At 70.3% G+C, this 13,583-nt stretch carries 15 protein-coding genes and 1 pseudogene; 1 reads left to right on the forward strand and 15 read right to left on the reverse strand.

From position 1 onward, the window contains the following. Positions 1–9: 9 nt before the first annotated feature. From FHS87_RS20330 to FHS87_RS20395, 14 genes are all read right to left on the reverse strand, one after another. Positions 10–1,863: a type IV secretory system conjugative DNA transfer family protein gene (locus tag FHS87_RS20330; protein WP_184521155.1), complete on the reverse strand. Its 1,854-nt coding sequence runs from the start codon at positions 1,861–1,863 to the stop codon at positions 10–12. A 223-nt stretch (positions 1,864–2,086) separates the two neighbouring features. Beyond that, positions 2,087–3,109 carry a P-type DNA transfer ATPase VirB11 gene (virB11, locus tag FHS87_RS20335; protein ID WP_184521156.1) on the reverse strand — a complete coding sequence of 341 codons (1,023 nt, stop codon included), beginning with the start codon at positions 3,107–3,109 and terminating at the stop codon, positions 2,087–2,089. After that, positions 3,106–4,257: a TrbI/VirB10 family protein gene (locus tag FHS87_RS24525; protein WP_184521157.1), complete on the reverse strand. Its 1,152-nt coding sequence runs from the start codon at positions 4,255–4,257 to the stop codon at positions 3,106–3,108. Before FHS87_RS24525 ends, virB11 begins: the two co-directional genes overlap by 4 nt. Then, the gene (locus FHS87_RS20345) at positions 4,241–5,308 is read right to left on the reverse strand and encodes a TrbG/VirB9 family P-type conjugative transfer protein (protein WP_184521158.1); all 1,068 of its coding nucleotides are present in this window, start codon (positions 5,306–5,308) and stop codon (positions 4,241–4,243) included. The genes FHS87_RS24525 and FHS87_RS20345 overlap by 17 nt, the downstream gene beginning before the upstream one ends. Beyond that, complete coding sequence (locus FHS87_RS20350) at positions 5,305–6,069, reverse strand: VirB8/TrbF family protein (RefSeq protein ID WP_184521159.1); 765 nt, start codon at positions 6,067–6,069, stop codon at positions 5,305–5,307. Before FHS87_RS20350 ends, FHS87_RS20345 begins: the two co-directional genes overlap by 4 nt. Beyond that, a complete protein-coding gene (locus FHS87_RS20355; RefSeq protein WP_184521160.1) occupies positions 6,066–6,230 on the reverse strand; it encodes a hypothetical protein in 165 nt (54 codons plus the stop codon). The genes FHS87_RS20350 and FHS87_RS20355 overlap by 4 nt, the downstream gene beginning before the upstream one ends. A 4-nt stretch (positions 6,231–6,234) precedes the next feature. Continuing rightward, complete coding sequence (locus FHS87_RS20360) at positions 6,235–7,149, reverse strand: type IV secretion system protein (RefSeq protein WP_184521161.1); 915 nt, start codon at positions 7,147–7,149, stop codon at positions 6,235–6,237. A 3-nt stretch (positions 7,150–7,152) separates the two neighbouring features. After that, complete coding sequence (locus FHS87_RS20365; RefSeq protein ID WP_184521162.1) at positions 7,153–7,413, reverse strand: EexN family lipoprotein; 261 nt, start codon at positions 7,411–7,413, stop codon at positions 7,153–7,155. Then, a complete protein-coding gene (locus FHS87_RS20370) occupies positions 7,410–8,141 on the reverse strand; it encodes a type IV secretion system protein (RefSeq protein ID WP_184521163.1) in 732 nt (243 codons plus the stop codon). Before FHS87_RS20370 ends, FHS87_RS20365 begins: the two co-directional genes overlap by 4 nt. After that, positions 8,138–10,531 (reverse strand): VirB4 family type IV secretion/conjugal transfer ATPase, encoded by a 2,394-nt coding sequence (locus FHS87_RS20375; protein WP_184521164.1) that lies wholly within the window; start codon positions 10,529–10,531, stop codon positions 8,138–8,140. The genes FHS87_RS20370 and FHS87_RS20375 overlap by 4 nt, the downstream gene beginning before the upstream one ends. Next, positions 10,521–10,898: a VirB3 family type IV secretion system protein gene (locus FHS87_RS20380; protein WP_184521165.1), complete on the reverse strand. Its 378-nt coding sequence runs from the start codon at positions 10,896–10,898 to the stop codon at positions 10,521–10,523. Before FHS87_RS20380 ends, FHS87_RS20375 begins: the two co-directional genes overlap by 11 nt. A 1-nt stretch (position 10,899) precedes the next feature. Further along, positions 10,900–11,190: a TrbC/VirB2 family protein gene (locus FHS87_RS20385; protein ID WP_184521166.1), complete on the reverse strand. Its 291-nt coding sequence runs from the start codon at positions 11,188–11,190 to the stop codon at positions 10,900–10,902. Beyond that, positions 11,190–11,882: a transglycosylase SLT domain-containing protein gene (locus tag FHS87_RS20390; protein WP_184521167.1), complete on the reverse strand. Its 693-nt coding sequence runs from the start codon at positions 11,880–11,882 to the stop codon at positions 11,190–11,192. The genes FHS87_RS20385 and FHS87_RS20390 overlap by 1 nt, the downstream gene beginning before the upstream one ends. Positions 11,883–11,939: 57 nt before the next feature. Further along, complete coding sequence (locus FHS87_RS20395; RefSeq protein ID WP_184521168.1) at positions 11,940–12,338, reverse strand: hypothetical protein; 399 nt, start codon at positions 12,336–12,338, stop codon at positions 11,940–11,942. A gap of 297 nt (positions 12,339–12,635) precedes the next feature. Between FHS87_RS20395 and FHS87_RS24685 the strand changes: the two are divergent. Then, positions 12,636–12,764: pseudogene (locus FHS87_RS24685) on the forward strand (MobA/MobL family protein); the annotation flags it as partial. A 413-nt stretch (positions 12,765–13,177) separates the two neighbouring features. Here the strand turns inward: FHS87_RS24685 and FHS87_RS20405 are convergent. Beyond that, a complete protein-coding gene (locus FHS87_RS20405; protein WP_184521170.1) occupies positions 13,178–13,564 on the reverse strand; it encodes a hypothetical protein in 387 nt (128 codons plus the stop codon). Between the last annotated feature and the right edge of the window lie 19 nt (positions 13,565–13,583).

Consider the following 13,583-nt stretch of genomic DNA (forward strand, 5'->3'; position numbering starts at 1 on the left):
GCGGCACCGTCAGGCCGGTGCCGCCTCCTCCTCGTCCTCCCACGTCGCGGTGTAGGAGGTTTCCCGGAGCCGCGCCGCGATGGCGGGCCGCCGGAAGCCGATGGCGGCACCGTGCCGGATGGGCCGCTCGCCGCGGGGCAGGGTGATCCGCTCATCCCCGCGCATCTCTTGCAGCAGCTCGTGAGGCTTCGCGACCTCGCGGCTGATCTCGTGCTCGTTCAGGTTCGCGCCCACCGAACTCGTCGGCAGGTCGAGGATGCGCCCGCTACGGCCCTTGTTCTCGCCCTTGCTGGTCGCGACCGCGCCATAGGTCCCGAGCGTCGCGGACAGATCCTTGGCGGTGTTGAGGTTCTGAATGCCGGCATAGGTGCGCCAGCTCACGCCGTCGAACCACGCATCCTTGCCGGGCCGGCCCCAAACCTTCTCGATTTGCCCCTCTGATTGGTAGAATAGCTGGAGCGTGACCTTGTATTTACGCCCCTGGTCGCGCGCCGTCTCCAGCGCGTTCATCGGGCCGAGCAGCACCGCCTCATCCAGGAAGAAGGCGACTCGCCCGTTGACCTTGCCGTTAGCCGCAAAGACCGCATCCAACAGTGATCCGACCAGCACGCGCGCCACCGCCGGCGTCTCGCGCAGGGCCTCCATCGGGACCTGCACGAAGACTGAGAGATTGCCGCGCACCAGGTCGGACATGCGGAAGGCATCGCCGCTCACGAGATCCCCATAGACCTCGCTCGCCAACCATTCCGTGTCATCGGTGGCGTTGCCGAAGGCGCCCGAGAAGGTCACGTCAGCCAGCCCCATCATGGAGCCCGCGAGGCTGCGGGCGAGAGGGGAGGGGCTGGTCTCGTGAATGCCGCGCAGGCGGTCGCGCATCCTCTCCTCCGACACCGAGAGCCCGGCCCGCAGGGTCCGCAGCGTCTTCAGCTCGGCCGGGAACTCGTCATCCCACAGCATGTGCGCGAGCAGGGCGGTGACGATGGTCCTGCCCCACTGCTTGAAGCGGGCATTCGTCCCGTCCCCACCACCGCTGCCGGCGTCCGGCATGGGGCCTATGATGCGCCCGACCACGGCACGGAGGCGCGTCTCCGCCATGTCGTCGTCAATGTCGATCGCTTCCAGGACGTTCGGGCCGACGTCCCCGATGCCGAGGCGGACAACCTGCTGGCCTGTCTCCGCGAGGGCCGCGCCGACCTGTTCGGAAAGCTCCGTGCTGGGGTCGAGCACCACTCGCGACTTCTTCCAGGTGAGCAGCGAGGTGACGAGGGTGGTGGACTTGTAGGCACCGCCGCCCGCGATGACGATGGAGTGCGTAGTGCCCGACTTGCACGGGTCGATCAGCAGCGGAACCCTGCCGCCGTTCCCCCAGGTCTCGCGGTCCCCTGGAACGAAGCGCACCCGGGCGACGGGGCCGAGGTCCACGCGCTCCGCCTCGCCTACGACCACCCCGCCGAGGTCAGGGTCCGGGGTGGAGGGGAACAGCTTCGCCGCCTCCGCCATGTTCATGAAGGTCGCAGAGCCGTGGTTGTTCGTGGTGCCGCGCCGGATGCGGTCGATCCCCAGGCCCTTGCGCGCCATGCCGGCGACGCCGCCCCACCGGCGCCACTGCCAGCGCCCCAGCGCCAGGAGCGGGGCGAAGGCGAAGAGGGCAGAGGCGGCGATGGCCACGCTCTCCTCCCAGCTCCGCCCGGCATAGGGGGCGTACCGCCACCACGCCCAAGGATACTCCCACCAAGAGAGCTCAGGATGGCCCCAGAGCCCGACCCCATAGAGGAAGAGCAGGGACGCCATCACGAGCCAAGCCACAGCCGCCAGTCCCCCTACCAAGGGCAGGAGGAGAAGGTTGAGGACAGCCTTCCTCATGTCTCAGGCGGGTCCGGCAGTGGCCGCCAGTGGGTCGGAAAAGGCAAGATCCGGCCGAACTCAGAAGTCACCCATGAGCCGGCCTCCACCGTCCCGTCGGGCCGCTGCTGGGGTGAGCGGTAAAACCCTTCCCGCACCCGTTTCCACCCCGCAGCCCAGAGCAGTACGCCGGTTCCATTCATCGGCCCCGTGTGAATCGGATGCCATTCATCTTTCGTGTTGCTCACCGTTCTGCTCCATCCGCCGCCGGCCGGAACCAGACCTCCGAGATCTCGAAGCGTCCGCCGGGGCGATGCATATGGACCACCACGTCCACGAGCCCGCGCAAGGTGGCCCCGATGGTGTCCAGGTCCACGGTGGCTGCTGCCGGGTGCTGCCGCACCATCAGCGCCAGCGCAGGGATGGCCTCGGCCGCAGAGGGGGCGTGGCAGGTCGTGATGCCCGGATGCCCCGAGCGCAGCGCCCGCACGAAGGAGAACGCCTCGCCGCCGCGCAGCTCCTGGAGGATCAGCCATTCCATGGAGAGCCGGAGCGATGCCTCCACCAGGTCATTGGCCGAGACGGACGCCTCGCTCTGGTCCCCCTTGCTGTAGAAGAGATCCACGCGGTTCGGGTGAGGCAGGGCGCTCATCTCGTCGGCGTCCTGGATCGTCACCAGCCGGGAGGAGAGGGGGATTTCTCCCGCCAGCGCCATGGCCGTGTGCGTCTTGCCCGTCCCGACCAGGCCGCAGAGGACGTGCGTCCGCTTCGCCTGGACGGTGGCGCTCAAGAACTCGCGCCAGCGCCTGGCCTCCTGCGCCTCGCGGTAGAGGTGGACGAGGTGGCGATCGGTCTCCGACAGGCCGCGCGCCGCCGGCCGCACGTCCGCGAAGATGCCGCCTTCCCCAAGCTCGCTGAGGGTGGGGGCCACCTTCTTCGGCCGCCGGATGGCCAGCACGACCGAGCCGTCATTCACGCAGGGCGGCAGGATGGCCTGCATCCGCATCCCGCCCGACAGGTCGCAGGAGAGGAGGGGCTGCGACCGACCCACGTTCTGCCGCTTGAGCGACCCCGCCAGGATGGCGATGCCCTCCAGGTCGATGAAGTCCAGCGGGACCTCATGTCGGGTCATCTCGCCCCGCCGCCGAACGAAGGCTTCGCCCGGGCGGTTGATCAGCACGTCCTCCACCTCCGGGTCCGCCCAGAGCGGGTCCAGTAGGGAGAGGGCCATCTGCAGGAGGGGCAGGGCTTCCATCTGGCGGCTCATCGGCGGACCTCCCTCATGCGGAGTTGGAAGCACGGCCGCATGTCCAGATCCTGCATCGCCATCACCAGGATGGGCCGCGCCTGGTTCCGGCGCAGCGTTGGGGAAATGTCCGCCTCATCCGCGAAACCGCTCCCGGCGCGCCCGCCAACGCCGCCGAAGGAGTTGAAGCTGACGGAATTGCCGTTACGGCTGGCCAGGGCGTTCGCCGCGGCGGTGGCGGCGGCCTGGGATGCGGCGTCGAGGAAGGCCACGGCCGCGAGCCCGCGGAACCGCTCCCAGAAGTGGTTGTCCACCTCGCCGTCCAGCCCGGCCTCCCCGAGCTGGTCCGCCACCGGCGCACGCAGCCGGATGAGGCAGCCCTGCGGCGTCTCGATCCGCGTCATCACGGCGAAGGCTCGCCGTCGGCCGCGCTGTAGGCTCTCCCGTACCTGGCCGACGAACCACGTTCCGGCATCCAGCAGGGGCACGGCGCCGCTCGTGGAATAGACCGGCGCCGAGACCTTGCACCGGAAGGGGCCCGGCTGGTCGGTGTTGATCGGCTGCTCCGGCGTGCAGGCCATGGGGGTGCCCATGGTGATGAACAGGTTCCGGTCCGGCAGCACCGTGGCGACGGCGGTATCCATGTCGTCACCGGCCTGGAGCCGATCAGCGAGGGCATCCCGGCGCCCGGCCGTCAGCGTGGCCGGCATCCCCGGCGTCACCTCCGGCGCTCCTGACGGCCCGCCCCCAGGCGTCGGCGGACCGCCACCGCCCGGCAGCTCGAAGGCCACGATGCCCACACGAGACGGCGCGGCGCGCTGGGCGAAGGGCGTGAAGGCCCCGGGCGCTCCCATAGTCGAGGGCGGGCGCGGCGGAGGCACCACCATGGCCGGCTGGAGCACTGGCGGAGGCGGGGGAGGGGCTTCGCGCGGGATCGGGGACCACCGCTCCCCCACCTCGCCCACGCGCTCCGCGTTCAGGGGCCGCCCCCCGTTCTCCGCGCCGTCTCCCGCCTGCATTCCCTGCGAGAGGAGCCAGAAGACGCCGGCAGCGGAGGTGACGCCCAGGACGCCCACCAGGGCCTTCATGCGGCCGGACATGGGCCTGCGGCCGGCGACGGGCGAGAATGTGGGCTCGCCCTCCTCCTTGCGATCAGCGCCGCGCGGCACGGGGCGCCTCCCTTTGCGGCGTGGAGCGGCTGACGCGCAGCACGTCCGGGCTCACCGTGCCCGTCCCTGGGTTCTGCCCGGTCGGGTCATAGGCGCGGTTGACGATGCACAGCACGTTGTCCCCGTCGCGCAGCCGGAGCATCGGGAAGACGCCGTGCAGGACGAGGATGTTGCCGTTGGTGGTGGGGTCGGGGTTGGTGCTCTGGCCCACCACCGCCTCCGTCCCATCGGCAAGCACCTGGTAGGGCATGGGCGGGCGGCGGTTGCCGGGATAGCGCAGGTAGGTGCGCTGGCCGTCGTCCCAGATCGCCGGGGCGGTGGCGGAAGGGGCCGGGGCCAGCGCGGTGCGATCCGTGGCCGTCCCCTGGCCGTCATAGGCGGTGTTCTGGCGGGTCGTGCCGAGGGCGGCAGCCTGCACCAGCCGCGCCGCGGCGGCGCGCTGCTCCCGCTCCGCGCGCTGCGCCGCCCACCGCTCGCTGGCCTCCTTCTGGACTGCCCGGCGCTCCGCTTCGGCCACGATCCGCTCCCCCACGGGGTCGGAGAAGCGCACGGCGAAAAAGGTGTCCGGCACGTCCTCCGTCAGTTCCCCCGGCCGGGTGCGTAGCTCGAAGGTGTGCCGACGCAGCTCCCGCGCCTGGTTGGTCGGGTTCACCCACCACGCCAGCACCGTGAAGGGCTGCGGCTCCAGGTGCCGGAGGGGCTTGATCATCACGAAGTTGCCCGTGGCGCCGTCCGTGCGCGGGACGCTGGTCATCAGGTTCGGATCGGCCGTGCTGCTGCCGTCCCCACCGGCGGCCACGCGCTCCACCGCTTCCCCGCCTTGGAGGAGCTGGTTGTCGGAGGTGCCGACGAAGGCCACGCGCTCCGCTGCCGGGAGCTCGATCGCCAGCGTGGCGCCCGGCGCGGCGTAGATCCGGACGATCTGGCCCGGGGAGAAGGCCACACACCGCTCCCGCGGGTCCGGGCCGCAGGGGGCGGGCGTCTCGGCCGCCAGGACCGGCCCGGGCAGGGAGAGGGTCGCCCCGAGGGCGAGGGTGAGGGCACGGCTCATTGCGTCACTCCGTCGCGCTGGGGGCCGGCGTAATCGACCACCTGGATCTGCGGGGCGTTGAAGGTCCACCGCTGCCAGATGCGGTCCTGCGGGATCGGCACGTTCCGGCGGATGCGGACGGTGGAGGCGTAGGTGCCGCGGTCGATCGGCTGCCCGCCGGCCGGCGTCTCCACGCGCTTGAACCAGATGCGGTAGGTGTCCGGGTCCCCCGTGCAGCCCTCGATGGGACAGACGACACCCCAGTTCACGTACTGGGCTTCGACGGTGGTCCCGTCCCGGTAGCGCCGCGCCGGGCTCTCCGGGTTCTCGCGCCGATACCAGGCCTGGAACTGATCGCGGAGCGGAGGGGAGGAGAGAGCGGAGACGACCTGCCACGCCCAGCCGGCATTGCCGTCGTTCCAGCTCTCGCGCTGCTGGACATAGGTCCACACGACGTTGACCGTGCTGTCCCGCCGCACCTGGGCCGGCAGAGCGTCCCACTGCGCGTAGTTCGTGACCGTGCCGTCCGGCCGCTGGTAGACGATGACAGGCACCGGATCGGTCTGGGGCGGGCGCACCCAGATGAAGGCGCCGAGGCCGAAGATGGCCGCCCACTGGAGCCCGATCGTCACGTTCTTGCCCGTCTGCCGCCACCACTCGCCGCGGCGGCGGCGGGCCTGATCGTCCTGGCGATCCTTGATCGCGCGGGAGAGCTCGGAGGCCGGGATGATGATATCGGCCGCGTCCATGACCTCCTGCGGTGTTGCCTCGCGGGCGCTCATGGCGCCACCGCCGGCATCAGCCCGGCCCCGGCCTGGGGCGTGGCGCTCGCCATCTGGGGCGGGTTCAGGGAGAACATCTCGCCGCGACAGGCTGGCGGCGGGGTGTGGCCGGCGCAGGCAGAGAGGGCCAGCGCCGCCACGAGGACGGCAGGGCGGATCATTCGGTTAGCTCCTGGATGCATGACGGAAGGGGGCTACGACGGCGCGGCCGGCGCCGCTGGCGAAGCGGCTGACATGGCCGGCTGCGACCACGGCCCCGGCGCTCACGCCCGAACCGATGGCGAAGAAAGAGGGAAGAACGATCATCAGGGCGGCGCCGATCCAGTAGACGGCGGCGATGCTGCCGAGCTGGGCCAGCATGGCGTCCACGTCCCCGGGAGGCGCCGCGCCCATGGCCCGCATCTTGTCCGAGATGACCACGAGCACGATGCGGAGGAGGATGGAGGAGGTGATCTGCAGGACGATCAGCCCTACCAGCTTGCCGATCCACTGCTCCACGAAGCCGCGCGTGGCGCTGAACAGGAACAGCAAGATGATGAAGACGCCCAGGCAGATGACGATGGCCATGAAGACGCGCGCGATCAGCCACACGAGGAAGATGGCGCCCAGCGCCACCAGCATGGCTCCGGCCTCGATCCAGGCCACCCCGCGCTCCAGCATCATCGTGAAGCCGGTTGCCTGCCCGAGCACGATGCTGGTGGCGTGAAGCGCGGCCGACCACAGCAGGTCGAATTGCTGGGCGGAGGAGATGCCTGACCGGGGCCCGCCGAGCGCGGCCGCGATGGTGTTGGGCAGGTCGGTGAAGAAGAAGTCGCGGACGTAGGAGGTGTAGGAGGCGGCCCGGAGGATCTGGGCGACTACTAGCGCCCGAACCGCCGCCATCGCCGCTGCGCCAATGTCCGTCTTCCCGAAGACCGTCAGCGCCGCAAAGCCGATGATGTAGAGCGAGAGGGCCAGCGCGATCTGGGGCCGCATGCTGGCCAGGCCGCTCGAAATGATGGCGTCCATGCTCGCGATGAGCATGGTGTCCATCGAGGTCGCGATATCGGTGAAGATGGTGGGCATGGCGGGCGCCGGCATGGGTCAGGTCCGCCGCAGGTAGGCGGGCAACTCCCGCTCGAATTGCGTGGGGGCGTTCGGCAGGGGGCGGCCGAGGCGCCCGCGGGTCTGGGCGGCGCGAGCGTTGGCGCACTCGTCCGTGCGGCTGAGGCGGGCATCGTTGCCGCACCGCTTGAGCCAGTCGGCGCGGGCGGACGGGTTCTGCTGGAACCAGGGCACGTCATACGGCTCCGCCACCGCCGGCTGCGCCAGCAGGACCAGGCCGAGGAGGAGGGCGCGCCTCACCGGAGGCTCCCCGTGATCGGGGCCGTCATCAGCCGCAGCTCGTCCGCGCTCTGGCGCTGGCGTTGCTCGATCCGCTGCTCGATGACGCGGTTGTCGGCCGAGACCATGGCCGAGATGTTCTGAAAACGGGCCTGATGGATGGCCAGGTTCTGCTGCTCAATCGCGATGAGCCCGTTGACGGCCGCGACCTCCGTCCCGTCCTTCGCCGCTTCCAGCCGCGCCCGCAGGGCGGAGAGGTTGGCGAGTCGCTGATCGGCTTCCATCATGCTCTCGGCCGCCATCGCCTGGGCGTTCGCCGTGACCATGGCGCGGCGGTTCTGCTCGATCTGCCAGGCGTCGGGGGTGCCGGGCATCGCATAGAGCTGGTTGCTACTGAGGAACCGCTCCGCGCCGCCGAGGGCGCCGGGGATGCCGCCATAGGCGCCGCTCGTCACCGCGGACAGGCCCTCGGTGATGGTGTTGCCGGGCGGCAGATAGGACCGGCTGACGCCGCCCAGCGCGCTCGCGATGCCGCCGAGGTCGGTGGCGTGCGCGATGGCGTTGTAGGTAGTGACGGCCTGCTGATACTGCGCCTGGAGCTGCTGAAGCTGCTGGAGCCCCTGTTGCAGGGACCGAGCAGCTTCCAGCGCGCGGGCAGCGATGCTGGCCGTGTCGGTGACGGGGATCTGCGCCTGTGCCGGGGCGGCCAGCGCCAGAACGGAGACGGCCGCCAGAACTGCGAGCCTCATGCCGAAGCCTCCATGTAGCGGGTGCGGTAGACGGGCCAGATCGCGGCGGGGTCGGTGGTGCCGATCTCCCGGCCGATGCGCTCCCACAGGGCGGAGCGGAGCGGGTCGTTGGACAGGACCGCGATGTGTTCGGGCAGGGTGTCGAGAGGCGCGCGGGCCACGAAGCTGCCTTCTGGGCGCTTCACCAGGAACGTGCCTTCCCCCAGGGACCGCATCCGCCCCGTGATCTGCTCCATCTCGCCTTCCGAGCAGTGGAGGAGGTCCCGATAGGCCGCTTCGTTGGCCTCCGGGTTGGGGAAGAGGATCTTGGTGGGGGTATTGGTGAGGAGCGTCCGGCCGGCCTCGGTGCGGGCCATGTCTTCGGGCTTGTGCGCCGCCAGCCAGAGGAGGCCGTTGCCCTTACGGAGCTCGCGGGAGAAGGCATCGAAGCCCTCCGCGAAGCCGCTGCCGTCGTTGGGCAAGTAGGAGGCGGCCTCGTCCACCAGCACGGCGCCGCGCACGCCGCGGCCGACCCTCTCCCGGATGCGAAAGAACTGATAGGCCGCCGCCGGGATGCGGATGGTGGCCATGTCGTCGCTTAGCAATTCGGTGTTGTCGATGCCGACGATCCCGGCATCCAGCCGGATCAGATCCTCCTCCCCGTCGAAGGCCCAGCCCAGCGCGCCACCGCGGCACCACCGCTCCAGCCGCCCGCCGGTGCTCTCCGCCCCGTGGTCGAGGAACTGCCGAAGGCCGCCCAAGGACCGCATCTCCGGCGGGCGCCGCATGAGGAAGGCGATGGCGGTGCGGAGGCGATCGGTCATGTGCGGCGGCGGCTCGCCCCGCCCGTCCAGCAGGATGAGGCCCAGGACGAACCCCTCCAGCCAGCTCCGGGCCTCGTCCGTGTCCTGCAGTGCCCTGAGCGGGGCCATGCCGCTGCCGACACCCCGCCGGACCCGTGCGTAGTAGCCGCCGCAGGCCCGGATGGTTAGCTCGTTGGAGGCGTCCTTGTCGAGGATGACGCAGACGCCGCCCTTGGGGGCCAGTACCTGCTCCAGCGCCACCGCCACGAGGCCGAGGAAGGTGGATTTCCCGTAGCCGGTCGGGCCGAGCATGAGGGTGTGGCCGACGCGCCGGACGTGCGGGTCGAAGTCGTGGGCGGTGTGCCCCTCGGTCACGAGCCGCAGCAGGGGCGCGCCCCACCAGGGCCGCTCCGCCCCCTTGGGGAAGCCGGCACAGGAGGAGAAGGACAGGAAGTTGAAGCCGTGGACGCCGCCGTGGCGGGCGAGAGTGGCGCCAGGCGCCCCGGGTACCTGAGCCCAGTAGGCGGGGAAGCACCCCAGGGCCTCGGGGATGGCGGAGACGTTGCTGCGCTCCGTCAGGATGCCGGACACCTCGCCCAGCGCCTCTGAAAGCTCTTCCTGCGTATCGGCGTGGACGGTGAGGGACCAGTGGTGATCCCCCATCACGGACCGGCCGCTCTCCACGGCGTCCATGGCCTCGTCCAGCCCTTCGGAGACGGAGTGCGCCCGGTCACGAGCATTGGCCATCTGGCGCTGGGTGCGGGCCATCCGACCCGTCGCCGCGGCGGCCGACTGGAAGGCAAACCGGTTGGTCATCACGATGCGCCGGCGCACCGCCAGCAGCCCGTCCAGAATCCAGGGCCGTGCGATCTCGGGATAGTCGCGCAGCCCCATTATGACGGCGTAGCCGTTCCGGCCGGGTGCGCGGACCTCGATGCCGGCGAGGCCGCACACCACCCGGTCCGTGTAGATCGCGCTCGCCAGCGCGCCGCGCATCTCCGGCACCGGAGACCAGCGCCCGTAGAGGATGAGGCGCACCGCCTCACCGATCTCGGAGAAGGGGGCGCCGTCGGCCCAGCGGCGGCCGAGGATGCGGGGGGTATAGGCCCGGAGGGAGCGGCGGATGACAGCCGCCCGGTCGCGCACCTGGCGCAGCAGCGCGGCATCCACCTCGGCCGCTTTCCCGAAGATCCGGGAGAGCTTCGCCATCGCCCCCGAGATGGGCCGGGGGTGCACGAGGATGGTCACGAACCATTCCCGGGCCAGGAGGTCGCGATCCAGGGCGGCGTGATAGGCCTGGAGGAGGTCGCGCCCGTATGCCGAGCGGAAGGGGCCCGGAGCGAAGGCATCCACCCGGTCGTGGCAGACGTGATGCTCCAGGATGGTGACGTTGGTGTCGTAGAGGGCGCGCAGGGCGGAATGCCGCTCCCGGCGAGCCGCGTAACGGGCTTCCTCGGTCAGCAGCGTGAGGGGGCGGCCGTCTAGCCGCAGCACCATCATCAGCGTGCCGTCTTCGAGCTCCACCACGTTGTCCGCGACGTGCCCGAGTATCGGTAGGTATTCGTCCGCCGGCTTGTCGGTCAGGGTGAAGCGGCCGTTATCGAACACGCGGCGTCCTCCGCTCAGGAGCTGCACGGTTGCCAGGAAGGGGCGAGAGGGACGGGGCGCCCAGGCGCAGGGGATCGCGCAGCAGAGCGCAGCACCGGAACCAGGCGAGGAAGACGTTGGCCCCGTAGGGGTCGCGGGCGATGGCGAGCACCGCGACGAACCAGAAGGGCGCGACCACCGCAACCGCCCAGCCCAGGCCGCGCCAGCCCGTCACGTTGGTCTGGATGAGATAGGCCAGCGCCCCCATCACCACCGCGAGGGGGAACGGCAGGCCGAGGAAGCGGGCCGGCCGGGTGCTGCCGACCGGAACCGCGTCCTCGCGCACGCGGCGCGCCTCCGCCGGATGGAGGATGGAGGGCGCCCGCATGTCAGATGCCGAAGAAGCCGGCGATGGTCGCGTAGTTGGCGGCGATCAGGCCGCCCACGGCCACCATGGCGACGGTCGCGAAGCTGAAGCGGAACATCAGTAGCGCGATGGCCACACCGATGACGCCGGCCGAGATCGCGACCCGCACGATGTTGGTGATGACCCACTGGATGAGCTGCGTGAGCTGGCCGCTTCCGCCGCCGCCCCCGATCTGCGCAAAGGCAGGTTCCGCGGCGACGGTGAGGGCGAGCACAGCCAGCGCCGCAATGGCGAGCGTCCTGTTGCTTGGCATTATCGAGGCTCCGAGGGCTGGTTGAGTGCGACGACGGCAGGGGCCCCCGCCCCGTCCGGCGAAGAAGGGTGAGCCGCATCCCGGCCGCGGCGGCGGGCGCATCGCTCGTGCGCCTGCAGGGCCCAGCCGTCCCACGGCGCAGGCTCAGGCCCGCATGCGGCGACGACGGCCGGCGAGGGCGGGGGTGGGGCAGGGGCCGGGGACTCTTGCGGGGGAGGCAGCACGCCGACCGAGCGCGCCGCGGCGTCCACCCACTCCGGATATCCGTTCGTGCCGCTCTCTCGGCGACAGTCAGGGCGGCCGGTGTTGTAGCGGCAGGAGGCGCGGCGCTCTATCTGGAACGCCTCACCGAGGATGCGCCCGCCCGCGCAGATGTTGGCGCGAGGGTCGAAGACGGTTTCGACCGTCAGCCCGTAGCCGGGCCAGTTGCGGTCGGTGATCTGCATGGCGCCGGCGTCGATCCGGTGGCCCAGCGCCAGCAGCTCGCGCGCCTTCGCCACCGCGGCCTCCCGGGTGGCCGGGAAGTAGCTGCGCCCGGTGTTGTTGTCCCCGATTGCGAAGGGGTGTAGCGCACTCTCAGCCTGGGCGGTGGCAAGCGCACGGGCGGCCGGCGCTTCCTTCACCACGGGATGCAGCGCGGCGCAGGCGGCAAGGTGGCCGAGGAATAGGACAGCGGTCAGCGGCTCGCTCATGCGGCCACGCCCACCGCCGGAAATCCGGCAGCGCCCCGGTCCGGACGCCCAAGTAAGTTAGTCCCGCGTGGTGAGCCCCAGGCAAGCGAGCCGCGGATGCCCCTCAGGGTAGACCGTAACGGGCCCGGCATACCCCCAACCACTGAAGGCGCGGCGGAGGGTGCGGAAGTCTGACCAGGTCCGGGCGCCCTCGTACTTCCGCATGGCGAGGAGGCGATAATCCTGAAAACAGGAGAGGCGGGCCCAGGCGACGTAATCCGCCGTGACCGGAACCTCAACCACGACGACACGCTGGATGCGTCCGCCTTCGGCCACGCGTTGGCGCAGATCAGCCTCTGAGATTGATCTGTCGCGCTGCACTGACTCGCCCGCCTCTTCGTTAGCAGGCGCACCGTAGGCAACACACACATCGTGGGGAAGCCGTATCGACGCGATTTCGGCTTTGGCGCCGGCCATTGCTGCTCTCCAAGCTGCCGCATTGTCCCACCTATTGCTGAAATTCCGGCGGTCGCCGGCCCACTCTTCGGTGAGCAAAGGCAAGGCTACGGAAACAGGTGTTCCCCCGTAAAGACGGAAAAACGATTCTGCGCTTATTGGTCTTTGCGTCGTCGTGTGTGCGAGCGTCTGCACATTGAGACACGTCACGGGCGAGATTGAGACGGGTTAGGGCCGTGCTGGTAGCGGTGCCTGCTCTGTGTAAACGAGTCGGAGGCGGGTGAGCGGCGGTGCGATACCTAACTCGCGCGCCTCGCGCGCGACATGGAAGTGGCGCTGCCGCGTGTCCTGCCGAAGGCCGAAGCGGTCGCACTAGCGCGGAACTTCATGTGGGGAGAGTTTGTCGCACGTGGCATAGCCGCGGATCTGAACGTACACTGGGGATGAGCGCCGACGGCGAGGCGCGGCCGCACACGCGCGTCATGCTGACGATTTGGCGAATAGAGGCAGCGGGATGGCTGGCAAGAAGGGTTTCGGCCCTTTGCTGGCCTTTGAGGCAGTCCACAGGGACAGGGTATCCGATCTGCGCAACAGCGAGGCCTTTACCGACGAGCGACCGTCCGGCTGATCCGTCGGACAGGATCGCGGATGACCAGCCGAGCGCGATCCGAAACCGTTCGGGGCTGCTAACTGAACAGGCCGACCACGGCATCAAGCGAGGAGCTCTATTCGGACGGTGAAGTCTGCCCCTGGTGTAACCGCAACACCGGCCCGCATGGCAGCGGTGCAGAACGAACCGCTGCAACGGAACAAGGGGAGGTGCAGCTAAGCGTGGCAGGCCCCCAATGGGACTCACCTTGCTACTCGGGTGGAGGCTCCGGCAGGTCCACGCCCGGCGGCAATGGGCTCTCGTCCGCCTTGACGTGCTTTGTGGTGGCGCCGCGCGGCAAGACCGAGCGCAGCCGCGCGAGGCGGGGGCAGTCCTCCTCGTAGAGCGAGACGGGCAGCTTGTAGGACATGTCGTCGCGGAGGAAGCGCAGGAGCCGGTCGAGGTCGCGCCAGCCGCGCACGCCGGGTCCGCGGAAGAGAGCGATGGCGACGTAGCCGCGGCGCCAGGAGGGCAGGAGATAGGGCACGTGGTCCACGCCGCCGTCCGGATCCCGGCGCGCGACCACGACGGCGGCCTCGATCCGGCCGCCGCGGAGCAATCCCTCCCGCAGGTCCGCTTCGCCGAGCGTGTCGCCCAACCCCCGGCCGCTCCTCCGA

Source organism: Muricoccus pecuniae, from assembly GCF_014199205.1.
GTDB lineage: Bacteria > Pseudomonadota > Alphaproteobacteria > Acetobacterales > Acetobacteraceae > Roseomonas > Roseomonas pecuniae.